25 protein-coding genes, 2 tRNA genes and 1 pseudogene are annotated in these 25769 nt (G+C 32.4%); 23 read left to right on the top strand and 5 right to left on the bottom strand.

Features of this window, described 5'->3' with window-relative positions:
• Positions 1–1865, top strand: a 1865-nt coding sequence (locus IR022_RS05720) for a WG repeat-containing protein (RefSeq protein WP_194202962.1), incomplete at its 5' end; no start/stop codon positions are given.
• 225 nt (positions 1866–2090) lie between these two features.
• Here IR022_RS05720 and IR022_RS05715 read toward each other — a convergent pair.
• Positions 2091–2408 (bottom strand): hypothetical protein, encoded by a 318-nt coding sequence (locus IR022_RS05715; RefSeq protein WP_194202961.1) that lies wholly within the window; start codon positions 2406–2408, stop codon positions 2091–2093.
• Positions 2409–3501: 1093 nt separating this feature from the next.
• Here IR022_RS05715 and IR022_RS05710 point away from each other — a divergent pair.
• The 20 genes and pseudogenes from IR022_RS05710 (at position 3502) to IR022_RS05620 (ending at position 19132) form a co-directional block, all read left to right on the top strand.
• A complete protein-coding gene (locus IR022_RS05710) occupies positions 3502–4779 on the top strand; it encodes an erythromycin esterase family protein (protein WP_194202960.1) in 1278 nt (425 codons plus the stop codon).
• Between the two features lie 5 nt (positions 4780–4784).
• Positions 4785–5684 (top strand): ATP-binding cassette domain-containing protein, encoded by a 900-nt coding sequence (locus IR022_RS05705; RefSeq protein ID WP_194202959.1) that lies wholly within the window; start codon positions 4785–4787, stop codon positions 5682–5684.
• A 1-nt stretch (position 5685) separates the two neighbouring features.
• On the top strand, positions 5686–6447 hold the full coding sequence (locus IR022_RS05700) for an ABC transporter permease (protein WP_194202958.1): 762 nt from the start codon (positions 5686–5688) through the stop codon (positions 6445–6447).
• Between the two features lie 28 nt (positions 6448–6475).
• Positions 6476–7852 carry a hypothetical protein gene (locus tag IR022_RS05695; RefSeq protein ID WP_194202957.1) on the top strand — a complete coding sequence of 459 codons (1377 nt, stop codon included), beginning with the start codon at positions 6476–6478 and terminating at the stop codon, positions 7850–7852.
• A 298-nt stretch (positions 7853–8150) separates the two neighbouring features.
• A complete protein-coding gene (locus IR022_RS05690) occupies positions 8151–8591 on the top strand; it encodes a hypothetical protein (RefSeq protein WP_194202956.1) in 441 nt (146 codons plus the stop codon).
• Between the two features lie 210 nt (positions 8592–8801).
• Entirely contained in the window at positions 8802–9434 is a 633-nt protein-coding gene (locus IR022_RS05685) for a hypothetical protein (RefSeq protein WP_194202955.1), read from the top strand.
• Between the two features lie 463 nt (positions 9435–9897).
• A pseudogene (locus IR022_RS05680) lies at positions 9898–10683 on the top strand (RHS repeat-associated core domain-containing protein); the annotation flags it as partial.
• A 5-nt stretch (positions 10684–10688) separates the two neighbouring features.
• The gene (locus tag IR022_RS05675) at positions 10689–11336 is read left to right on the top strand and encodes a hypothetical protein (protein ID WP_194202954.1); all 648 of its coding nucleotides are present in this window, start codon (positions 10689–10691) and stop codon (positions 11334–11336) included.
• 145 nt (positions 11337–11481) lie between these two features.
• Positions 11482–12177, top strand: a complete 696-nt coding sequence (locus IR022_RS05670; RefSeq protein ID WP_194202953.1) for a hypothetical protein — start codon at positions 11482–11484, stop codon at positions 12175–12177.
• 15 nt (positions 12178–12192) lie between these two features.
• On the top strand, positions 12193–12705 hold the full coding sequence (locus IR022_RS05665; protein ID WP_194202952.1) for a hypothetical protein: 513 nt from the start codon (positions 12193–12195) through the stop codon (positions 12703–12705).
• A gap of 54 nt (positions 12706–12759) precedes the next feature.
• On the top strand, positions 12760–13464 hold the full coding sequence (locus IR022_RS05660; RefSeq protein WP_194202951.1) for a hypothetical protein: 705 nt from the start codon (positions 12760–12762) through the stop codon (positions 13462–13464).
• Positions 13465–13845: 381 nt separating this feature from the next.
• Entirely contained in the window at positions 13846–14655 is an 810-nt protein-coding gene (locus IR022_RS05655) for a hypothetical protein (protein WP_194202950.1), read from the top strand.
• 11 nt (positions 14656–14666) lie between these two features.
• Positions 14667–14954 carry a hypothetical protein gene (locus IR022_RS05650; RefSeq protein ID WP_194202949.1) on the top strand — a complete coding sequence of 96 codons (288 nt, stop codon included), beginning with the start codon at positions 14667–14669 and terminating at the stop codon, positions 14952–14954.
• Positions 14955–15160: 206 nt separating this feature from the next.
• Positions 15161–15592 carry a JAB-like toxin 1 domain-containing protein gene (locus IR022_RS05645; protein ID WP_194202948.1) on the top strand — a complete coding sequence of 144 codons (432 nt, stop codon included), beginning with the start codon at positions 15161–15163 and terminating at the stop codon, positions 15590–15592.
• Positions 15593–15725: 133 nt separating this feature from the next.
• Positions 15726–16244, top strand: a complete 519-nt coding sequence (locus IR022_RS05640) for a hypothetical protein (RefSeq protein ID WP_194202947.1) — start codon at positions 15726–15728, stop codon at positions 16242–16244.
• Positions 16245–16250: 6 nt separating this feature from the next.
• Positions 16251–16373 (top strand): hypothetical protein, encoded by a 123-nt coding sequence (locus IR022_RS20165; RefSeq protein WP_262892240.1) that lies wholly within the window; start codon positions 16251–16253, stop codon positions 16371–16373.
• 181 nt (positions 16374–16554) lie between these two features.
• Positions 16555–16890 (top strand): YbbC/YhhH family protein, encoded by a 336-nt coding sequence (locus IR022_RS05635; RefSeq protein ID WP_194202946.1) that lies wholly within the window; start codon positions 16555–16557, stop codon positions 16888–16890.
• A gap of 64 nt (positions 16891–16954) precedes the next feature.
• Complete coding sequence (locus tag IR022_RS05630) at positions 16955–17320, top strand: hypothetical protein (protein WP_194202945.1); 366 nt, start codon at positions 16955–16957, stop codon at positions 17318–17320.
• A gap of 649 nt (positions 17321–17969) precedes the next feature.
• Positions 17970–18212, top strand: coding sequence for an RHS repeat-associated core domain-containing protein (locus tag IR022_RS05625; protein ID WP_194202973.1), 243 nt, complete (start codon positions 17970–17972; stop codon positions 18210–18212).
• A 425-nt stretch (positions 18213–18637) separates the two neighbouring features.
• Entirely contained in the window at positions 18638–19132 is a 495-nt protein-coding gene (locus IR022_RS05620; RefSeq protein WP_194202944.1) for a hypothetical protein, read from the top strand.
• Between the two features lie 371 nt (positions 19133–19503).
• Here IR022_RS05620 and IR022_RS05615 read toward each other — a convergent pair whose 3' ends face one another.
• Complete coding sequence (locus tag IR022_RS05615) at positions 19504–20781, bottom strand: tyrosine-type recombinase/integrase (protein ID WP_194202943.1); 1278 nt, start codon at positions 20779–20781, stop codon at positions 19504–19506.
• A gap of 749 nt (positions 20782–21530) precedes the next feature.
• Here IR022_RS05615 and IR022_RS05610 point away from each other — a divergent pair.
• Positions 21531–22376 (top strand): alpha/beta hydrolase, encoded by an 846-nt coding sequence (locus tag IR022_RS05610; protein ID WP_194202942.1) that lies wholly within the window; start codon positions 21531–21533, stop codon positions 22374–22376.
• 28 nt (positions 22377–22404) lie between these two features.
• On the opposite strand, the gene IR022_RS05605 is transcribed toward IR022_RS05610, so the two are convergent.
• Both IR022_RS05605 and IR022_RS05600 read right to left on the bottom strand, forming a co-directional pair.
• A tRNA-Leu gene (locus IR022_RS05605) sits at positions 22405–22488 on the bottom strand.
• A gap of 41 nt (positions 22489–22529) precedes the next feature.
• Positions 22530–22602: transfer RNA gene (locus IR022_RS05600), tRNA-Gly, on the bottom strand.
• Between the two features lie 91 nt (positions 22603–22693).
• Here IR022_RS05600 and dprA point away from each other — a divergent pair.
• Positions 22694–23809 carry a DNA-processing protein DprA gene (gene dprA, locus IR022_RS05595; protein WP_194202941.1) on the top strand — a complete coding sequence of 372 codons (1116 nt, stop codon included), beginning with the start codon at positions 22694–22696 and terminating at the stop codon, positions 23807–23809.
• Between the two features lie 75 nt (positions 23810–23884).
• On the opposite strand, the gene IR022_RS05590 is transcribed toward dprA, so the two are convergent.
• Positions 23885–25531: a diphosphate--fructose-6-phosphate 1-phosphotransferase gene (locus IR022_RS05590; RefSeq protein ID WP_194202940.1), complete on the bottom strand. Its 1647-nt coding sequence runs from the start codon at positions 25529–25531 to the stop codon at positions 23885–23887.
• Positions 25532–25769: the final 238 nt, after the last annotated feature.

Genomic DNA, 25769 nt, shown 5'->3' with positions numbered 1-25769 from the left:
CAAAATTCATTTCCTCAAATGCGCAATATGTTAAATGGAATGGTAACGACAATAGCAGTAGAGCATTGGCACCGCCTCCTGCTTTGACCCATATAAATAAAGACAGTCTTAAAACAAAGCTCAATAATCTGTTAAAAACCAGCTGTTTCAATCAATGGTTAAAGCCTCCATATTCGGAAGTAGTTTTACCCAACTTTTTATCTGATATCGACCGTATTATAAATATACCTTTATGGAGGGAAGCCAGTTCTTACAACTTCGGTGATATTATTATTCATAAAGTATATTACAGCGATGGAACGATAGATGAACCACATAACAAAGTCTTTCTCTCCCAATATCAATATACACAAAAAAACGCTAAGTATATAGATAGTTTGCAGGTGGAAATAATTGTAAATTATCCGGCCAATATTCAGCAAGTTTCTTTATCGAAGGAGAATCCTACTTTCGGTACAAGCAATAATTATGTACAATTGATCTCAATGAAGGATAAGGAGGCTGAGATTCTTTTATCAAATACTGCTAATCGGATAACTACTATACAAGCTAAGAGCAAAGAGGGGATGGTATTGGATTATGTTTCAGACGACATAAGAGTCGAGTATCCTCCTGCTATGAGTGCTTATTATCAGAAAATGGTACACCTTTGTAAGGCTATAATCAAAGATATTGATGAGGGAAAATACGACTCACTCGAAAAACTGAAAAAGGATATTTTTGATACACATTCTATTGATGCACCCGATGTTAGTCAGGATTGCATCATTTGGATACAGTTCGAAAAGACTATTAATCAAATAGATATACGTTGTATTGCAGAGATGGATAGTGTAAAAGTATTTGGAACACTTATCAACGCCGATCTGCAATCGGCTGAAAATCCTTATCACACTGCCATTGATCCCGAAACAGACCAATATGGCATTGTAGATAATTCGGGAAACTGGATTGTGGAACCTCAATATTATCTTCTGGAACATATCGACAGCCTGTTTTTCAGAGGTAACAAAATCGAGGATTATAAAGACAACGGTTTTTATACTTATAAACTGGATGTAGATGCAAAAGCCCTTCAATACGAATATAATATTATTGATACTTTATATGCAAAGTATTATCTAATTTCTATAGATGAAAATGCAAAAAAGATAGGGGTTATGGACAAAAATGGGAACATTATTATTGCTCCCTCTAAAGGGTGGATTGACGCCCCTTTTCCCGGATTTTTTACGGTAAAGGATACTCTAACCGCTTTATATGACGGAGAAGGAAAGATTCTTCTTCCCCAAAGGTACTCTCGGATAGAGATTATAAGGGGGTATATTTATGCTACACAATATATTGAATCAAGAGGAATTAGAACTATTTACGACCTGAGTATGCGTCAAATAACCAAGGATAATTGGGATGCCCAAACTGCATTTAAGAATCATTCGGATCTAGTAGTGGTGGAAGACGAAAACGGAGATGCGTTTTACATTAACAATCAGGGTGAGATAATAATTCCTCCAACCAGTGAATATGTATTTCTTACGGGATTTTGCTTCGGTTCAGCCCTTGTTTACACTGAAGACTCTAACGGTACGATAAAATACGGATATATAAACGATAAGGGCCATATAATAATTGAACCTCAATACGACCGTGCCTTACCTTTTCAAGGAGAATATGCTTATATAGAGAAAAATGGTGAGCCTATGTTAATTGACAAAAGTAATACGATATATAAAAAGTTACCTTCAGCGTCAACGTTGTCTAGTTTGAGAAACCTCTCAGACACTAATCCCGCAGATACTCGATATTACTTAGAAAACGGAATGGTATTAGACGGTTATGGCAATAAGGTTAAGAATATGCAGTGAACCGGAAAGACTGCATACATAAAATCAGCAGGTAAAAAGCTACACTTATCGGCTGATTTCTTGAAAAAGAATAGAAAAGTTAAATGATATTTTATCAATTCGTTTATCGCTTTATTACCTTTTAATTAAACTTTATTTTATCTCTGACACTCTTTTTTATCGGGCTCAATCTTTAAGGGTATCGCTTTTTTACAAAATATTAAAATATTGACTTCCAGGTTTTATTTATTCCGGAGGAGTATTAGGTTCATCTTCTGTTATTTCAGGTATTTTATCCGTTATTCTGGGCTTAACAGTAAATAATATACGGTTTGTAAATATGGTGAAGTCATCATAATTGACACTAATCTCTTCCATTTCGGGAAAGCTTCTTAAAAGCTCTCTGGCTTCGGATATTGTATTGAAATTTGTGACAAAGGTAGTTGGAGCCTCTCCACCCTGAAGGGGCTTTTTTATCTCTTTCCACATCAGATACCCTCTGTTATCGAGAATGTCGAATACCTGCTTTGATAACTCTTTCTTCTTTTTTTGATAATTTCTCATTTTCTCTAATTTAAAGGTCGTTGATTGCTTTAAGATGGTACTAAAAAAAATATAATGATGGGTAGAGTATTTATTATATCCCTTCTTCCCTTTCTGGAGAATTTTTAGTCCTGTACCTGGATAAAGCAAGTATCATCCATATAAAAAACATCTGCATCCATACAAAAGATGTCAGATGCTTTTTTTAATATAAATAAGTCGAACAAAAATACCACTTTTTACCTATACTCAAAAGAGCCTAGGATACTTAAGCTTTTTTTGATCGATTTATGAAGATTTCGTGATTATTTAATGACTGTCAAGTAAGATATTTCATCATTATTCCGTCAAAAACTCTCTTATTTCTTTTCTATTTGTAATAATTGAGGCAAATGCAATTAAACGTAAAATGAGTATGTTTATTTATATTCAAATTTTATCTTTGTTAACTCATTTTGGTTGTTATATAATTATGTTAAAATAAAGAAGAGAAATGAAAATTCAAGTTGATTAACTCTTCAGTAAATAAGCTGCTAACTAACTAGATAAAAGAATACTGAATGTAAGAATAACCGAGAGCACTTTATCCTGTATTTACTAATACCACAGATACTCCTGTCTTATTCTTAGATGATTATAAAATCATACTCAGTCAAGAATTAGTTGTGAAATTGTTAAAAAACAATAAACCTCAAAATGGAGAGCATTTTCTATTCTTATATGAATCGGCATTAATAAAATATTCTATGCCCCAAAAAGATAAATTACTCTTTGCTTTTTTTTATAAAATTATGGAAAAGATACTACAACTATGCTTTTTGAATAATAAAGATGAAGCATACTGTATCTATGTTCTTAGTCAGCTAGATGTTTTATACAAGAAACAAATAGGTAAAAGCAAAGATTAAATGATTCTTATTTCAATATTTAAGCACAATTGTTTTTGTGAGATAGATTCTAAAAGCTTAGATCTAATAAATCAATGCGACGGGAATAAGAGTATTCAGGATATTGCCTTAGCCAATACTCTGAATAAACAAGAACTAAAAACCTTCATAGATAACATTAAGTATCTATGGGAAGATAAACTAGTATTTTTTTACTATAATTCAGTATGTTAAATCGAAATCTTATAATTATAATCACTGTGGTATGCCTTATCATTTTGATAAATATCTTTATATATAAAGAAGGACAAGTAAATCCGCAAATTGAAGGGCTTGAAACTATCATCTATCCAATAAATAGTATAGATATGCTAGATACAAACAATTCCGATCTAGCCTTTTTGTCATCAATATTAAAGAACAATAGAATTATTTTTCTTGGGGAGCAATTACATTCAGATGCATCTGCTTTTAGAGCTAAGGGAAGGCTTATCAAATATCTCCATGAAAACTTGAATTACGATATTGTTCTTTATGAAGCTGGATTATACGATATGTGGCTAATGAATGAACAACTCGATCATCAAACATTTAAAATGGATAGAGAAAAAATTCCGGCTCTAGGCTTATATAATTTTTGGTGGGACAATGCCGAGAATAAAAACCTTTGGGACTATTACAGGTATACAAAAGAAAGGGACAACCCTATAATATTGGGAGGATTTGATATTCAACTAACAGGAAAAATTGACGATTTATTCAGATATGAGTTATTAAACTCATATCTGAAACAAAAAGATATTGATATTAATGAGTATCCCGCTTTGTCCTTTCATAAACAAAAAATGTCTTTATACTTCAATGAATGGCAACATCGAAAGCTATCTAAAGATTCTAAAGATTCTTTGTTGGCAGAGCTATCTACAATAATTAGCTTGTTGGAAATAAAGAAAAGCAATATCTCAGATAATATTTACGTGAGATATTTATCTGGACTTAGGTCTCGATATAAAACTGTATGGAAATATAAAGCCGGTTCTAAGGAAAGTATGCAAAGTAGAGATTCTTTAATGGCTCAGAATCTTATTTGGTTGATTGACTCAGTTTATAAGGACAAAAAAATCATTGTATGGACTGCAAATGTACACACGCTCTATAACTATAATGATACCCAGAGTAGCTATTTTAATTTTAAGCCATTAGCGGAGTACATAAAATCGAGATATGGAGATATGTCTTATCTTATAACATTTACATCATTCGGAAGATACAACAACTCTAAAGGGCTTATGGATAGAGCTAACAACAAATCAATTGAATATGTATTTCATCAAACTAAAAATCAATATTTTTTTATAAATACATCAGAGATAGATTCAAATTCTTTTTTGAGGGGAGAAACGTTCTCTAAAATTAATCAAGGAATAAATATTAGAGCTAATTGGTCAAGAATGACAGATGGTATATTTTATATTGATACCATGAATAACATTACTTTTAATTAATCAAGATGGATGCTATAACAACTACGAACCTAAACTATAAATATAAAAAACAGCGTGTTTTAGATCATATAGACTTATCTGTTCCAATTGGCAGCATATATGGATATCTGGGTAAAAATGGAGCCGGAAAATCGACAACGATCAAACTTTTATTAGGATTACTAAAGTCTCCAGTAAATTCTATATTCTATGAAGATGACGAGTTTAATAATGCTAGAATGAAGAATCTTGGTAAAATTGGAAGCTTAATAGAGTCCCCCTGTTTTTATCAAGAATTGACGGCTTACGAAAATCTCAAATATTTAGATTTTATTTTTAAATGCGGAGAAAATAGAATCTTAGAGATTCTTAGTCTTGTAGGCTTAAATGAAGCTAAAGATAAAAAGGTGAAACGATTCTCAACAGGTATGAAACAACGATTGGGGATTGCCATGGCAATATTTCATGATCCTGACATCCTCATTTTAGACGAGCCTTTAAATGGGCTAGATCCACATGGCATTCATGATATTCGAGAATTAATTTTAAAGTTGAATAAGCAAGGTAAAACCGTTTTTTTATCTAGCCACCTATTGACCGAACTCGAAAAAATATGTACCCATTTTGGTATACTAGACCAAGGAATACTTATCTATCAGGGAAAAAAGGAAGATTTACTTTTAAATCTTAATAAAGAAATTGTTATAAAAGTGAATAATCCAGAAAAAGCACTGTTATTATGTGAACAACAATCATTTAAAGTAGTGTCTATATTTGGTAATGTGTTAAAAATCAGACTGTGTGATGACAATGAACAGTCTTCTCTATTAAAATCTTTTATTTCAAACAACATAGAAATATATTCTATGGAATCACAAGCACTTGATCTGGAAACTGTATTTTTAACTCTAACATCTAAAAAGTAAGATGAAAAAGATTGATTTTATATCTATACTAAAGGCAGAACATTACAAAGCCAGAGGAAATTTTGCTGTATTATTGATGTTATTATTTCCTTTAATTATACTGTTAATAGTTGATATATATATTATTTATGAGTCAAAAGGCTCTGATATATTTGGATATAATCCTTGGGTTTATATCCTTGGACGATATACTTTTAATTTCTTCATATTTCTATATCCAATGATAACATCGATACTCTGCTATTCTCTTTGTGAAATAGAATCTAAGAATAATAATTATAAACAACTATTCACGCTTCCAGTAAATAAATTATCGTTATTTCTAGCTAAAATAATTTATCTTACTGAGATAATATTATTATCTGTTTTAGTTGCATATATATTCTTTTTGGGAAGTGGCTATTGTTTTAGTTATATTTTACCGGAATTAGCATTTCAAGATTATGATGCCAGAGACATTATTTTCATTGTTTTTTGTAAGATATTTCTTTCATTACTGGCGATAGCATCCATTCAGTATTGTTTAAGTCTAACTTTCAAATCATTTGTGATACCAATAAGTATTGGCTGCTTCATTACAATTTTCACGCTTTTAGTATCTTCAAAATGGGACTATAACTATTTAATTCCATATTATTCTATCAACAATGCAAGTATGAGTTTTAGTCATGAAGTTGATATTGTTGAAATGGAGCAATATTATAATAGCATCTTCTACATTGTCTTTATGATAATAGGATATTTTTTATTTAAAAGAAAATAATAAGAGAGTCTACAATAAACTAAGCATTATGCAAAAATTAAAAAAAATCAATTTAAATCTTGAAAAAGATGTCATTGCATTCTTAAATGAAGATAGTATGAGTGAAATGAAAGAAGGAGGATGGACTTCGGGATGTACGGATGGTTGCAGCCCTGCTCAGTCTTGGACTAATTGTACTAATGCCGGATGTACTAATATACCTTCATGGTTATTAAATTGGGGTATAACCATTGTTTCTGTATTTATTTTATTTATATTAATCGGAGCTAATATTATTAAATATCCAGATGTTATTTCTGTCCCAGTGAAGTTAACAGGAAGAATACCATCTTTAGAGGTCGTTGCTAAAACTAATGGGAAATCAGCTCATAAGGAATATAAGTTGCAGGGAATGATTGGTACTATTCCTATTTATATGAATATTGAAGATTATCCAGAAGATAACTCCAATAACGATCGAAGGGCGATGGGACGCTACTTCTATCAGTCGTCGCTCAAAGATATTGTATTATGGGGAAACCGTCAGAATAATACTTATAACTTAGTAGTTGAGTCGGGATTCGACAAAGTGACCGAAACTTTTACTTTGACAAGAAAAGGGAATAATTTTGAGGGAAAATGGGTGAATAGTAAAGGAAAAGCATTACCGGTAATATTGACTCCTATAGATACTGATAATATACAAAATCCATATATCGGAATTAGTTGTGTAGAAAAATTGCGAGAAAAAGATTCTTATGACTATGTCCGGTCTTCTTTTGTAAAATTAAAAAGAGATTCGGTTTCACAGATCGAAGATAAATCTATAATCTGGTTCTCGGAAGAACACTGTGATGCACCTTTTTTTCGATTGGGTAATGGGTTTAATAAGAATCAGGTTACAACCGTCAATCCATTATTAGATGAAATCCACTTTGAAAATATACTGAATCAACTATCTTGTTCCTTTAATTGGGATTATAGTGATGGTACAGGTATTGAGTATACAACTACTATCGGTTATCAGGATAATAACCTGATTGGTTTCAAAGTCTTTTCAGCTTGGTTTTGTGGAGGTGCGCATCCTGATTTTGGAGGTATTGGTTACCTTTTAGACCTTAATAATGGCAAAAGTTACGATCTGAAGGATATTTATAATATCGATGCTACTATAATTTATGATTTGGTAAATGAACAGGAAAATTTTCAGAACCCAATAAGTGATGATTACTGCGATTACACCAGGTTGGAATGTTGGCAAAATCCCCGATGGGCTATCTCTAAAAAAGGTGTTTATTTTACTCCTGATTTTGGTACAGTAACTCGGGCCTGCGAAGAACCTTTTTTTGTGCCATTCTCTAAACTAAGACCTTATATGAAACAAGATTTTCCTTATAATCTCTCAATAATTCCATATCGCTTGTGAACAAAGAATCCAATTATTTCAGCTCAAAATCTAAGAATTAGATATCTTAAATCGCGTAATAGAAATACTTTCTATTAGTCTATGTCTATTAATTTATATGCTGGAGAATTGACTTGTTTATTGGGCTCTAAAGGATGATTAAGGATCGTGAATCTTTAGAAAATCAATTGGTTGTAGTGTAGATAAGGTTAATATCTGTAAACATGGGAGGTGTAGACGGGAAGCTAAGCCCGTTAAGGATTTTGACGTATGGGTATGAATGACGAGGAAACTGTAGCTCTTATTGCCATGACAGGATTTGAACAAAGGCATACAGGATATAGCCTATAACTATCTGAATTTGCCTAATGAACTGCTTATAGATAATGATAATGTAAAAGCAAAGAATACCTATACTTATACCGCAGATGGTAGCAAGCTAAAAGTAGTTCATCAGTCCGATCCAAAACAAAAAGAAGCACCTGTAAGCGGTACAACAGGAGCTGATAGTGAATACAGCCAAATTCATACAACGGACTATGTAGGTAATATGATTTATGAAGAAGGCCATTTAAAAAGAATATTATTATCAAACGGATATTATGATAATGACGATAAAAAGTTCTGTTTTTATATCAAAGATCACTTGGGTAACAACCGTATAGTAGCCGATGCTTCGGGAACTGTCACCCAGAGTAATGAGCATTATCCTTTCGGGATGGCGTTTTCCGAAAGTACTACTGCTGGGCAAAGCAGTTAGCCTTACAAGTATAATGGGAAGGAGTTAGATGAAACTCATGGATTGAACTGGTATGATTATAGTGCCAGATTTTATGATACGGGCTATATAACAACACCGACTCAAGACCCATTGGCGGAAAAATATTACAGTATCTCTCCTTATGTATACGTAATAATCCGATGAAGTTTATAGACCCAACAGGGATGGCATACAGATATGTTTATGCTAATGAAGAAGAAGGCGAGGAAGGGGGGATACTATGTAAATGATGATGGTAAAAGAGTTGAATGGGAAGAGGTGCAAAAATGGCTTACTGCTACGGATAATATAACAGACCAAAATGACAACTGGGGAGATCTATCCCTGTATGTATATGGTAACCTGCAATATGTCACGGACAACCTCTCTGCTGCTCAATTCTCTGGAGCATCATTGGGACACAGCTGGATCAAATTGAATGGAAATAATGGATCAGTTACAACTTTTGGTACTTTAAAAAAAGGGATTGTTACAGATGGTCTAAACCAAGGGAAAACTTTTCAAGTGAATTACGAGAAAGAACTTATATATAAATACGAAGGGAAGCCAGAGGCTTTTACATATATGAGTATGCCTATAACAAATAAACAACGTTTGTTAATAGATATGTTCAATATGAATAAAGATAATGAAGGTAATAGTATATCGACCAATAATACAACATGGGGAAATTTTCAAAATTGTACAGATTATGCAGTTTCTTTATGGAATACTATTACGAAGAATGATTTATACCCATCGTCTTGGGTTAGATATCCGACAACTTTATATAAAGATATTAGTTCTAGAATTCCTGTATTCTTACCTTCAAAAAAGAAATGAAAAATGAAAAAAGAAATAATTTTAATATTACTTTTACTAAGTATGATGTCTTGCCAGGATCATAAATTTAAAGATGAATATTTATCTTTCATTAGTTTATCAAGGAATTATCAGGATTCAATAGATATCTCGCTGATTAGTTCATCTATGGTCATTGGAGAATATAAGACTTATTTAAGTAATGACACACTCAATATTGATATTATATATATTAGCTCAAATCCCCAGAAGCGTGTAAAATCTATCCATTTAACTCCTTCCGTCAAATATATTAATCTACAATCCAGATATATATATATATAGTTGATTCTATTAGAGGAAAATATTACAATAACTATCAAAGGAGTCATTAAAAATAAACCTAGAGAAATTTATTATTTTCATATCAAGAATATTGTTTAATAATCGTATAGAGACTAATGCTTCTGCCTATATAATCCTGAGCACTTAGTATTATCCTTTCGGTTTACAATATGCCGATGGGATAGGTCAGGAAAAGCAAGCTTACAAGTACAATGGAAAAGAATTTGATCAGATGCACAATTTAAACTGGTATGACTACGCAGCCAGACAATATGATCCGGTGGTACCACATTTACCTACACCAGACCCACATAGTGAGAACTATTACAGTTGGTCTCCATATGTATATGTAGGAAATAATCCAATGAAATTTACAGATCCAACAGGAAAGGATTGGTTTGTAAATAATGATACTGGCGATATTATATTTATCAATGGTGTAACAGAATTAAATGATGATATTAGAGATCAATACGAGCTAGGTCTTGCTCAATATGAAAATTTAGGAGAAGATGGAGCATTTGGATATGGTATAGAATATGGGGATAAAGGAAAACTTTTAGACCAAGAATTTGTTTCTTTAGGTGTACAATCGGAGGAATTTATGCAGAGATATAATTATACAAAAGCAGAAAAAGTAGATATGGAAGAAAAAAAGGTGACAACAAGGGGGGATGCGGGGGACAGACCTCATACAATGTATACCTTTGATCCTGCTAAACCTATAAGTAAACCTAGCAAAACATATGTACGTAGTGACAAAATGAATGAAATATCAGAAGTTGATCAGAGTGTGAAAGGGAATTATTTTGCTTCAATAGAAACGACACGCTATACATTAACTAAGCCTGATGGACACAAATACAAATCACAATATTATTACGGACTTGATCAAAATGTAATAACCTTTGGTGGTCTAATTAAATTAGTATTTTCAGCATTTTAATTATTATGAGAAATAACTCGATTCTTATTATAATATTTTTTCTTTATTCAGAGATCTTTGTATTAGGAGGATGTGATCCTTTTTCCTCCTATAAACAGCAATTATCAGAGTTTCCGGAAGAGTTTGTAATGCATTTTCCTTCAAAAATTGAAGGAAAAGGATATGTAACATTTAGTATTACTGATCCTACAAATAAATGTGTTGAATTTATACTTTATGAAGTTGACCTTAATATTAAGCAAAGATTAAAACAATCTCTTGATCAGAGTTCCTATAAAATCTATAGTGCAAATGATTCTAATCTAGTAACTATAAAAACAAACAGAGATATAAGATGGAATATAGTACCAAAGATTTATTATAAAAATATTTTTGCAAATGGACAAATAAATTATCCAATTCCTTACTTCGCATATATGAAGTTTGACAATATGGTTGAAGGATTAACAGAAGAGAATGTATTTTCGAATAAGACAGCCAGTGGTTTATCTAAGGACTTTACAATCTATGTTTTGGAATCTAAATCTGGAAATTTCTGGAAAGGTTTATCTCCATTAGATTATATGCCAGATGGGTGGAAAAATGGTTTCTCCAGAGGAGTAGCAATAGACGAAGAAAAAAATATTTTTATTTCTTGGTTTGTGGCTTGGTAGCCATATTAGTTTACTAATATGATATGCAAAATTGATTTGAGTTTATATGAATAAACTGATTTTAGACCTATTAAAGATAAACCTATGAATATTATTATTCACAGGTTTACTATTTTCGAGGCTACAAAGCAACAATCGTTCAGGGATGAGTGATCTAACCTCACAGGATCAAGTTAATGAAAAATATGGTAAAGATCCGAGGGTAGCTCATGCAACAACAGGATCAACACTTACTCAATATGATAACAAAGGAAATATCATTGGAGAATTTACATTTACAAATGACACTAAAGCAAATAAATATGGTACTGTAACAGATATGAATGGGAATACTATTGATAATTCAAAAATTACAAGAGGTGATGGTTATTCTATTTTCGGAACAAGTAATAATAGTGTAAATGCAACGACTTTACATCAAAGGTTCTTACTCGGAATGTTTAGTGGAACTAGTTACATCGGAAATAATAATCCAAAAACATATAAAGGGAGAGATTCTTATCAATATTATCCTAGAGGGAAAGCAGAACAAGCGGCTTATCAGCATGATTTAGATTATGATAAGCTCAAAGCTTCCGGATTAACAGGTGCTTTTTTAACAGCCAGTACATACAAAGCATACAAAGATTTACTGGAGAGGTGTCAGGCAATTTTGGGTAATCCAAGTAGTACTTATCGAGATAGAGAACAAGCTGCACGGATATTAGGAGCTTTTGGACCAATCACAGCAAGTAAGTATGTACAATATACCATTAATCATGCCTTAATAAATAAAAATCAGACTATAGGAACTTCTTATATGAATAGTCATATTAGTCCATCACTACCTTATATGCCATAACTTACCAATAAAATTATGAGAAATTTAGACATCACACCCAATAAAATAGTTATAAGTATTATTTTAATTATAATACTTTTTATGGGGTATCAGTTTTTGCATTTTGTATATAGATTTTCAGGTGATGTCTATATGTCTTCAGAAGAGTATATTGTGAATAAATCTTTTAATGATTTAGATTGGCAGATATACCAATTTAAGAAGACCAATCCTCAATATTATTTAATTAAAACAAATGAAAAAGGGGAGGATATTGTTTATGAAGATCATAGTTCCAATAAACATTATCACGTATTTTTTTATTGGGAAGATAAAAATCAGACAGTCCAGTGTTTAATAGATCCAATAGATAACAAAAATGCATTATTATCGCTATATGCTGTCTCAAAAGGAACAAATTTTGCCAGTTGGAAATTAATAAATACAGATGACCTGACTAAAAAAGAGAATAAGGAAATCAAAAAGAAGTTTGAGGTCGAGATCCTCGATAAGTTGGGTAAATGGAAACATAAGCGATGGTATAACTAGAGTCTCGAATATTAGACATTTCAATATGACCCAGTGGTAACACATTTACCTACGATGGATCCACATAGTGAGAACTATTACAGTTGGAGTCCGTATGTGTATGTCGGGAATAATCCGATGAGATTGACTGATCTGACAGGTATGGCATACAGATATGTTTATGCTAATGAAGAAGAAGGTGAGGAAGGGGGATACTATGTAAATGATGATGGTGAAAGAGTTGAATGGGAGGAAGTCAATACTTGGCTAACGGCTCAAGGAGATAAGAAAACAGATCAAGATGAAAATTGGGGTACACTTACTATTTTAGCAAATCCAGGAAGTGGAGGGCTATCTTCTCAAGCCTCAGGCTGGATCCGATTTGGTCATTTGTGGCTCAAACTTACTTCAACTGATGGTGAAGAGAAAACTTTTGGAACTTTCAAAAAGGGAATAGTCCAAGATGGATTGAATCAAGGTAAAACTTTTCAAATAAATTATGAAAAAGATAAATTATATGAAGCCTACGAATTCTTATCAGCAAGTACTCCTATTACAAATAAACAGCGTCTTTTAGTCGATTTATTAAATCAGTTAAAAGGCAATACAGATTGGGCAAATGGCTATAACTGTACTGATTATGCTGTTGAAATGTGGAATGCTATAACAGGTCAAAATCTATACCCCGAATCTGGTTATAGAAAACCAACCGATTTATATAACATATTTAAGAATATGATTCCGATTTATTATCCCATACCTAAAAATAAAAGAAAATGAAATATATATTATTTATTATATTAGTACTTGTATCCAGTTGTTCTTTCCAGCCTAGAGACTCTAATGGAATTATCCTACAGAAGATATCAATAGACTCGGTAACCATTAGTATTATTGACTCGTATCATATTATAAAAGAGTATAAAACTAGGGAGGAAAAGGACACACTATTTATTGAGATAAAATCAATTTACACCCCTGACCCAGAAGATAGTACTGTGCATCCAATCTTAATTCCAATAAAAGCTGGGATTGACTATATTAAGTTACAAAATGACAAGGTATTTGACATTAATTCTATACCAATGTCACCTTATAAGTAATATGGATTAATATTATCTGGTTAGGTCTAGAAAATCAGAAACGTCTGGATTTCTTACAATGGATCCACATAGTGAGAACTATTACGCTTGTTCACCGTATGTGTATGTAGGCAATAATCCAATGAATCTCATTGACCCGAATGGAAAAGATTGGGTATATAGGGTTGTTGACGGAGTTCATGAAATATATTATGATAGAAGTGTTCGTTCTCAGGATGATGTAAATGTAAAATATGGTTCAGATGGTGGCGTGACTCATTTGGCGACAGGTGCCACTGCAACCATAAGTCAAAATGGCGAGGTTACATCTCAGTATACATTTTCTAATGATCCAAATGACACTAATCAGTATGGGACTGTTTTAGATCAAAATGGAAACTTGATGGCAGATAACCAAATCATATCAGGAAGTGGCTATCATATTTTTGGTACTAGTGATGATAGTGTGAATGCTGAAACATTACATCGTAATTTGTTTGGTTCAAATTATATTGGACCAAATAATCCAAAAAAATATGTTGGGGATGATTCTGGAGATGATTCTTATCAATTCATGCCACAATCTTACAATGATGCTATAGCTTATATGCATGATCTCGGGTATGATTCAAAACAAGCTAAGGGAGCAGCTGCACTTTTTGGTGCTAATGTTTATTCAGAAGATAGATTACTTACACTCCAGGCTCGGTTCGGAATGTTTGTTGGAAGTCCCCGAGATCGTTTCGATGCAGGATTAATGTATATTGGTTTTGGTGCTATCTCAACTGTAAAAGGTCCAGTAAATGGGATCCAAGGACTAGCAGGTTATAATGTTCCATTTATTCTAGCATCTATGATTCTTTTTAAACAGCAACACCCACTTCCATAAATCAAAGAAGGATGAAAATATTAAAAACAAAAAAGCAAAAAATAGGATCACTACTTATGATAACCTATAATCTTCTAGGTTTAGTAGGTGTTTTAGGATTATTACCTAAAGACCCCTTTTATTGGGATTCAACTTATTCAGGATGTCTAATATTACTAACATTACCTGTTTCTTTAGTTAGTTTTGTTTATCATTTAGTTGGTAACTCTCTATACCCTGTTTTTATAATTCAAGGTATAGTGCTTATCTTGTCTTTATTATTTATCAATGATTTAACTAAAGAAAAAGATGATTGTTAGTCATTTTTAGTATGATTATGCTATTCGTGAATATGATCTGGTGGTGCCGCATTTACCGACAATGGATCCATTATCAGAGAAGAATATTGGTCTTTTCCTTATGCATATTGTTGGAATAACCCTCTAAGGTTTATTGAGCCAGATGGAATAAATGAAAGAGGAATGATTGTTAATCATATTGCTACAGATCAACATGATGCCTTTTTATGGTAGATACTGATGGGGCAAGAATAGACAGACAATCTATCTCATTCGAATATGGCACTATAAACCAGTCAACGGTAACTGTAAATTCAGAAGATGATAAAAGTAGTTGGTCATATGATGTGTACACTGTAAATGGAGGGGAGAATGCGAATTCATTATTTCATTTTGTTGCAGATAATACAAACGTAGAATGGAGTCATGGTGTTTTTGGAAAAGATGGGCAACCAACTTCTAATTTTATAACAACAACTCATTCTGAAAGAAATGAGGGAGGTATGAGAGATGTCTATCTAAATCAGTTTTTACAAGACATTCCATTATTAGAACACACACATAATCTCCAACTACTATTTACGCTCCATTTCCTAGTGGACTTCCTGAAGGAACGCGAAAAGCTGAAAGAGGGGATATTCCATCAGCAAAAGCTTTGACAGATGGAACTCTTTTAATTTCAAGTGAAGCCCCAAAGTTTAAATTATATATTCCTCAGACAAAAGAAACATTGAAATATAACCCAAATTCTACAAAAGCAAACTTTGCCTACTTTAATAAATAAAAAATAATATGATAAATCTTAGATGGGTGATAAAATATGGACTATTAATTCTTATCTCTTTTATTGGAGGGAGACTTGACGCCCAGAATCCACAAAAAATAATAATTAAAGAATATCAAGCTGTATTACCGGAGCTTATGTTCAAAGATAGTGCGTTAATATCCCAGATTGACTCTCTAGTGTTAAGAAATGAATTGTGTTCAAGCAATAGAGAGTCTTATATTTACTCTATGAATATTGTGAAAAATGATATCGAAATAAACCTCATGCCAAATTCAATATTGGGAATAACATGTAACTTAGGCTTTTTTTTAATAAGAAATTCTTTATTTGTTGTATGTGGAGATATAGATACTCTTTTTTGTGTGATAAACAAAGAAGATCAATTCTTTTATACAAAAAGATTAATTAATATGAAAGGTAAATTGTTAGATTATGATTCTTTACAATCCGAAGAATTTTCTACGTGGTATTTAACTTTTCATGATCAACAATTACAATTAATAGATGTCTTGTGTTATGAATGATTTCATTTGAAGGTTGTAGGAGAAAGAACAGCAGATAAAGCTGCTGCCGAAAAGCATGGGCAGAATGAATATATTGTAACTCCAGGAGGCGAGTTATTAGAATACGACGTAAAGTCAAAGAGACATTAAACCCTGTTGGTGCAGCTACAGATATTCCTAGTGATCCCAAGTCTGCTGCAAGAGGAAAAAGAGTAAATCAGGTTGATGCTAAAGATACTAAACCATATTATATTGATAGACGAAATATAGACGAGAGACCCTTTAGTGTAGTTGATGAATACAATAAACCAGAAAATAAAAAGAAATAATCATGAAAAAGAAAATAATTTCATTTTTAGTGGTTCTATTAATAACATTGAACCTCTATTCGCAGGAGTGCCATAGAACAGCCCCCAAAGACACCGTAAATACAAATTATGTTCCGAATGAAGAAACCGCTAAAAAAATAGCAGAAGCTATTTGGCTTCCAATATATGGAGAAGAAGTCCTGGCACAAAGACCATACAATGCAATATTAGTTAATGATATTTGGAAAGTTGGAGGGCTTATGCCTTGTCGTGATGAGCCTGGTTGCAGAGGAGGTACTGCCTACATTGAAATCCGAAAAAGCGATTGTAAAATACTAAAAGTCATGCATGGAAGATAAAATATTAAGAATATTAGGATTACAATAAAGCATGTAAATTACTACTAACGGCTACACTTCAAAATTGGTAGCCGTTAGTCGAACAAATGAATTTACAGGAGCAAAATCCAGTTTTACAAATTTAGATGGAAGTCTTAATAATGATGCAACAAATAGCTTAGTTAATATTATAGGAATGTATTTCGCTCCAGCAGCAAAGGGAGTGGGGATAGGTGTCCCTGCTAAAGGATTATGGCATATAAATAAATTGAATGCTGCTCAATTTTCTAAAACGTTCAAGGGGAATCTAAGTACATTGTCAGCCCAAATAAGAGGTAAGATAAATGTAACATTAAATCAAGGCATAAATTATATAAATGGGTCTATGCAAAGTGGAACACCTATTAAGACGGGAGCAAGCTTAATGAAGTCTGACAAAAAAAATAAATGATGGAAATACTTGAATTTTTTTTAGGGGGATTTATAGCTAATGTATTGGGATTATATACTCGTTATTTATTTTTTCGATTAATAGGGAAGAGAAAGAGTATTAAATATCTTTCAGGAGAATTTAAAGATCAAATATCGAACATATCAAATAATTTTCTAAATACAACAGTGGGGTTAATCGTTTTATTATTATTATTATTATTTGTAGGTATCGCTTATTTAGTTTATTCTTAGAATAAAGAAATTAAAAGTCCTCCCGCTGAGTGTAGCGTCTTGTTAAATCAAGCTACAACGAGGCGTTGTATTATAAAGATCTAAATAATAACTCCCGTAAGTAAATCTACGGGAGTTTCATATTATAGCATAACAATACCTTTACACGAATAGCTCATTCATCATCCTCTAATATAGCCCTTATCTCCGTCTCTATCTTCGGATATTCATCAGTATGATTATATAGTACTTGTCTTAATTCGTTGTATTTATCGCCATAAAAAACAAGAATCGTTTTTTTTTATCTGAAATAAGCTTCGTTATCAATCTCAAATACAAGTCTTTTTTACTTCAATTGAAAGAAAAAATATATCTTTGGCGGATGGGTGTACAACTCGAAAGATAGCGTTCTTAGAAAGGGTATACAATGTAAATAGCTGTTTTTAACGGTTTTTGTACAGAGGTTTACAACTCAAGATCCACTGAGCGAGAAGAAACCATGGTTAAGTCCTTACGTATATTGTCGTAACAATCCGATGCGATTTATTGATCCAGACGGGCGAGATGAGTGGGAGATAAACGAAAAAGAACAAGTTGTTAATCGTATTGCTACAGATCAACTATATATAACGAGTTCTTTTGGAGAGAGCCTAAAAATTTATTTAAAACTTTTAATGTAATGCAATCTTTCATTCCTGTAAATGTCCCTAGTAAAAAATAGTATAATATGAAAAAGTTTAGATTTATCTTAATAATTATTTCATTATTTTGTATTAGTTGTATTCGAACAAAAAAGCCTAATATAGAAGATCTCCATTTCTATGTAATTTTCAATAAAGCAGCAAAAACTGATTTAGTTGTAATCTCTTCTAGAGCAGATTCGATATATAGTATACAAGATTCTGAATCCAGTTTTGATGTATATGAAAGTTCAGATACTATGTATATTGATATATATACTCTTACAACAGATAAAGGGAGAGATCATATTAGTTTTAAATTAGATACATGCATTCATTACATTTGTCTTCAGAATAAAACTTTTTCTGTTAATTCAAAAAGAAGATAGAAACTATAAATTATTATAATATACAAAAGAGAAGAAATGGAAAATAAAAAAATAATTAAGATTATCCTCATATCATTATTGGTCACAGGTCTTCTTTATTTTATCGCTCACATCTACTCGCCAGGGGTCGATGTATACGGACAAGATTATCGAATTGATAACATTTCTTCTTTTAAAGAAATCCAAGATAAGATAGATTCAATCAAAACTGAATATCCTCAATATCGAGCGTATGCAAGTGATGGAAAGAAACAGACAATGGAATTAGTTTGGCAAGAAACTCAATCTAAGGATTATGTAGTTTTTTTCTGTTTAAAAAAAGAGAAAGCTACCGTTTTATGCTATATCAGAAAAGATGCAGAGGAACCCTTGGAAAATGTAAGAATAACTCTTCTTCGACTATCTAAAAGCCGTAATATCTCATGGAAAGACATAAATTCGAAAGCGTTATCAAAAGAAGAAAATGAAAAAGTAAAAGACTTATTTGAACAAGAAATTTTAAATAAATTGGGGAAGTGGAGAAAAGAATAAAGTTTGATTAAGCATTATCTTTAGCTTTCTACCTGTTTGTATCTCAAAAAATAATTTTAAGATAACTCCCGTAAGTGACTAACCTACAGTAGTTTTGTGTTATATGCCAAAGTAGAGTGTATATCCTATAATATTCAATTTTGGACGGAAGCGATAACCAATAATCATATCAAACAAAAACTGGATTATAATTTCCCGGGTAATATACTTAAAAGAGCATTTTTGTACATTAAACGAACCGATCAATTCTAACAAATTCTTCAAAGACCTGAATATTCGGTCAATCTTAATTATTGCTTTTAGTCTTAAAATATTTCATACTTGTATACCATGACTGAAAAAGCCAGCATCGAAATACAGGCTAGGATATATCATATTATCTTATTGATTTCTTTTCTGGTCTCTTCATTGAAGATGGGTCGATAATAATGCCTGTCAATAGTGGTAGCTGTATTTCCGGCGAATGCTCCGACATCTGAAGTATTATAGCCCTCCTTTAGCATACGTGTAATAAATGTTCCGCGTGCAGAATACCAAGTAATCTTAGTTGGGTACTTCACTAACTTTCGTACTTTTTCGAGTGTTTTATTTACTTTGTATGATAATCGTTCTACTCTGTCGTGCTGCTGTTGTTCAGATATATGTTTTTGAGTAAATATAGGTAAGACATAATCTTCAAAACATTTGTCTTTATATTTATCAATAATAGCTTTGGCTTTATCAACCACAGGCATTTTCGCTTCCCTCGCAATTTTGATTCTTTCGTATTCGAACTGATTGTTTACAATATTATTCCATTTCAGATGTGCCACATCCACATTCGCCATACCTCCGGAATAATAGCTGAAGAGAAATAAGTCGAGATGTAAATTTTCAAGAATAGAAAATTTACATCTATCCAGTTTTTCAATTTTCAGCATAATTTCATGAGATATTGTTTTGGGAACAAATTTCCCGTGTTTCATTTTCTGTTCAACACACCTGAACAATTTAGTATTAACACCGGGCATTTCCTTTTTTTCAGCATGATTAAAAACTGCGTAGAGCTTTTTTAGCCTGCCAACCACTGCTCCTTTGTTACCTTTTTCAGCTCCTTTCATTTGAAGATATAAGGCATAGTCAATTAAAAACTTTTCGGTAATATCCCGAAAGAAATAGGAGGAAAATGCTTTACCATATTTTTGTTTAGTAAAAGCAGTTAAAGAACCTTTCAGAAATTTATATTCTCTGGCATTTGAATTACTAGTGACAAGTTTACCGTTTTTGAATCTTTGCTGATTCGAAAATCTATCGATCAGTTGATCGATCATTTGTAAGACTGTTATTACTTTACACTCTTCTTGCTTTAGAGCTTCTTCATCGAAATAACGAGTCCATTCAACAGGAGACCAATTTCGACCTTCATTTTCCCATTCTTCAGCGACATTTTGATACTGTAATCTTAAATCAGAAAGAGATTTGTTTTTCAGGAAAGATTCGCCTGTTTTAGATTTGAAAGATTGGGATTTATTATCCCATTCTTTTAACTTTCCGGTAATGCTTAAGACCTTTGTTACTCTGGTATATCCGGTTTTAAACAAAACCATTTCAAGCTTTACTAAGTTTTTGTCTTTGGGATTTGATTTCCCTTTTAAGTTAATAGTAAACATGTTAGATAGTTTTTATGTCCAATATGTAGTGCGTTTTGAAAAACCACACTGATAACTACATAAGACTAGGTAATCCAACATTTTTATGTTTATTATTAATAGTCCGTACTATCTATATTCTATAATAAACTAACATCTAATGTTTTACAAAGTATTCGTTATATATCTAAAAAAGGAAAGGTTGTCATCCCGACAACCAATCTCCATTATTAACCTTAAATCTAATACTATGAAAAACACATAATGTAAACGTTTGAGAGGCTTATAAAGTTCTATGAATTATCTCTATGCTAAATAGATATGTTTGATGATTATAATAACTAGAGAAACTGTATGATTTAAACATATCGAGATAAGAAAAGGATTATAATATATATAGGTTTATTTTTATCCTTTTGGAGTTCTGCTTATTGGTATATTAGTTTGTTTTATTACTTTTGAGAATGATGTCTTTAATTCCTTATATTGTAAAGTGGATGTTTGTGTTAAACCTTATTGCTATTGTGCTGGGTTTGGTACTTAATAAGTTGGGCTACGTAAAGCTAGCTAAGATTTTATCGTATGTGTCTATCGTCGGTGTATCATTAGCTGTTCTATATATGATTGTTCTGTTTGTTATTTTTTATTACCCTTCCATTTTAACTTACTAAATGGTATACTTTCTCATTGAGATTTTCCTCACTGTTTATCTTGATAAACAATGAAAAAGCATCTATTAACGTAAATTTTTATATCACATAAAATAAACGATGAAAATAAAATTATTATTTATATTCTTGATTGTTTTACTCGCATCTTGTAAACAACAGCCTCACAAAAAAGAAATAGAGGAATTTATTTTAGGTTATATTGATAATGTGCACTCAGAAATACTGAATGAAGATCGGGTTTTGAATATATATTTACCTGATGATTATGATAAAGATACAAAATACCCAGTAATTTACTTGTTGGATGGATCAGCAGACGAAGATTTTATTCATATAGTAGGCATTGTACAGTATAATACATTTCCATGGGTCGATAGAGTTCCAAAATCCATCGTCGTTGGTATAGCTAATACTAATAGAAAGCGAAATTTTACTTCACCTAGTAGTCGAGAAGCTGATAAAAAGCTGATACCAGACAATGGAGGTTCTGAAAAATTTATATCTTTTATAGAGAAAGAATTACAACCTTATATAGAAGCAAAATATAAGACCTCTGACAGTAAAACAATTATTGGTCAATCGTTAGGAGGGCTTCTAGCTACAGAAATATTATTTACTAAACCGCAGTTATTTACTAAATATATAATCATTAGTCCCAGCCTTTGGTGGAAAGATGGTGCTCTATTGAATGACGAACCACGTATATTAAATGCAGATTACACTGTTCCGACGGATGTTTATATCGCTGTAGGTAAGGAAGGTTCAATTGACGGCTCGATAAATCATATAATGGAAGAGGATGCTAAACTATTAGCCGAAAAAATAAGAACTGGTCAATCTAAATATGTAAATGTTTATTTTGATTACTTGCCGGAAGAAAACCATGCAACTGTAACACATCAGGCTGTTTTTAATGCTTTTAGAGCTTTATATCCTAAAAAATAAAAGAGCTTCAATAACTTGAAGCTCTTAGTGCACACGATGAGACTCGAACTCACACATCCATACAGAAACTACCCCCTCAAAGTAGCGTGTCTACCAATTCCACCACGTGTGCCAGAGTTTTAAGAAAAAAAAATGTGACTATGGTCACATTCGAGCGAAAGACGGGATTCGAACCCGCGACCCCGACCTTGGCAAGGTCGTGCTCTACCAACTGAGCTACTTTCGCAATACGGGTGCAAATATATACTCATTTTTTGTTTTTGCAAAATTTTTCTACAAAAGAATTCAATATCTTTGACCTTATTTTATTATAAACAATGAACACCAACTTAACAAAGCTATTATATCAGATTGCGCTTACTCAAATTGAAGGAGTAGGAGATATATTAGCCCGTAATTTAATAGATACTATAGGTAGTGCAGAAGAAGTATTTAGATCAAGTAAAAAATCACTAATTGCAGTAAAAGGAATCTCAACCTATTTAGCAGATGCCGTTTTAGATCCTAAGGTGCTAGAGAATGCTGAGAAAGAACTTTTATTTGTTGAAAAAAATAGTATTCAGACTCTGTTTTATACAGATGATGATTATTGTTATCGTTTGAAAGAATGTATAGATGCCCCGATTCTCTTATATTATAAGGGTAATGCCGATTTGAACGCTACAAAAATAATAAGTATAGTAGGTACTCGTAAATCTACTAATTATGGGAATGATTTCTGTGATAACTTTTTAGCAGATTTAGTTTCAGCCTTTCCTGATGTGTTAATTATAAGCGGATTAGCTTATGGTATCGATATTCAGGCTCATAAATCAGCATTAAAACATAATTTGGCAACAGTTGGTGTTTTAGCACATGGCTTAGATCGTATATACCCGTCGGGTCACAGGAAAACTGCAGTGGAAATGTTAGAGAATGGAGGGTTGTTAACCGAATTTCCAAGTAGAACGGAGCCAGATAGATTTAACTTTGTTCGCCGTAATAGAATTGTGGCGGGTATGTCTGATGCTACTATTGTTGTTCAGTCAGACAGTAAGGGCGGGGCTTTGATAACCGCAGAAATGGCTAATTCCTATAACAAGGATGTATTTGCTTTGCCTGGAAGAATTTCAGATAAAGAATCAGCAGGTTGTAATATGCTCATTGAAGATAATAAAGCAATCTTGTTACAATCAGCAGATAGTTTTATAAAACATATGCAGTGGGATGCAGGTAAACAAATAAATAAACCAAAGCAGCGTCAATTATTTTTAGATTTATCTAACGATGAGCAAGCTGTATATGATTTATTAGCTACAATTGAGTCATTACATATCAATTTAATAGCTAATCAATTGGGTGTTCCTATTTCTAACTTGTTATCAGTGTTGTTGACTATGGAGATGAAAGGTATTGTAAGAACAATTGCAGGAGGTTCTTATCAACTCTTGTAAGAAGTAGTTTAAAAAAACAATAAAAGAAAAGGACTACCTGTATAGGCAGTCCTTTTCTTTTATAATAAAGGCTTATTATTTTCCTTGCTCTAATCTTAGAGTTACAGTTGTTTGGTCACAAACTTCTGTTGGTCCAAAATATTGAATAGGACCTGGATATACATATTCTGTATTGATAGCCCAATTTTCGCGATTTGCAGCGAAGAATTTAAATGGTGCACCATCTAATTTCACTAAAGCTTTTTGAATTACAGGTTTCATTTCACCGTGACGACGTTCCATGTTCATCATCATTGTAACAGGTACTCCACCAGCAATCCATTGATCCGCAGGAGCTGTAGTGTTACGTACTGATGACATGTAGCCAGTTTTACCTGCTCCGATAAGTGCCGATGCAGTGTATCCTAATGAATAGCAGTAGTCAGCATCGTAGTTAGATGGAGCAGCACAACGACCTTCGTATCCGAAGAAGTGTACTTGTGGTGAGAATTTACCATCATATTTACCTGTTTTTTTCAATTCAGCTAGACGGTTACCAACCATTTCAGCTAGAAGTTTTTCTGTTTCGATCAATGATACTTGAACGTTTCCGTGTGGGTCACGATCTAGAGTCAACTGACGAGCAACTCCTTCTGGAAGACTTGCGTATACAGCTGAATTATCAGCAGAAAGTTTGCTAATGATATATTGACGTTGTTGATCTTTTGCAATAGCATCAAACTCTTCTTGGTGATGTGCCAAGTAATCGTTCAATTCAGAAATAAGAGCTTTAATTGCAGGTACAAATTCGATTAAACCTTCAGGAATAAGAACTGTTCCAAAATTATCTCCTTTAGCAGCACGCTTAGCCACAGCATTTGCAATTTCATTTACAATATCATCAAGAGATTGTTCTTTAGCTTCTACTTCTTCCGATATAATACAGAAATTAGGTTGAACTTGTAAAGCACATTCTAGAGCGATGTGTGATGCTGAACGCCCCATCAATTTGATGAAGTGCCAGTATTTACGAGCCGAGTTACAGTCACGTTGTATATTCCCGATAACTTCAGAGTATACTTTACATGCTGTATCGAAACCAAATGAAGCTTCGATCATTTCGTTTTTCAAGTCACCATCAATTGTTTTAGGACAACCAATTACTTGTACACCTGCATTAATAGCTTTGTAATATTCAGCTAAAACACAAGCATTAGTATTAGAGTCGTCACCACCGATGATAACAAGAGCTTTGATATTCAATTTTTTTAGAATCTCAAGACCTTTGTCAAATTGCTCAGTAGTTTCTAATTTGGTACGACCCGAACCAATAATATCAAAACCGCCAGTATTACGATATTCATCGATAATATCAGCAGTTAATTCTTTGTATTTATGATCGATAAGACCACCAGGTCCCATCAAAAAACCGTAAACTTTATTGTCTTTATTCAGACTTTTGATACCATCAAAAATACCGGCTATAACGTTATGTCCACCTGGAGCTTGACCTCCTGAAAGGATAACACCAACGTTAGCAGTAGGGTAGTCAATTTTATCAGCAGTTTCTACAAACTTAACGATAGGCATACCATAAGTATGTGGGAAAAGTTTTTCAACAGCTTCTTGATCTGCTACTGATTGCGTTGCTGCACCTTCTTCGATTTTTACAGTACCATGTAATGCTTTAGGCATTTTAGGCTTATAAGCAGCTCTAGCTACTTGTAATGCACTTTTAGTCATGTTGTTTTTATTTGTTTATTTAAATTGGATTAATTACTAGCCTTTCTTTTTACCTAACAAAGAGGTATTGTCCCCACTAGATATTTTTAGATTAACAATCTAAAAAACGAGGTATACCATCTTGTACAAATTTCGCTATTTTTTTTGAAATATAAAAATAGTAATCAAGTGATAAGTTTGAGGAATGATCTAAAAAATAAAGATCGCCTGACAAAACTCAGACGATCTTTATTTTTTA

The sequence above is a fragment of the Dysgonomonas sp. GY617 genome, assembly GCF_015233815.1.
GTDB lineage: Bacteria > Bacteroidota > Bacteroidia > Bacteroidales > Dysgonomonadaceae > Dysgonomonas_A.
The sequence above is the reverse complement of the archived record's forward strand: the minus strand, read 5'-3'. Positions and strand labels throughout refer to the sequence as shown.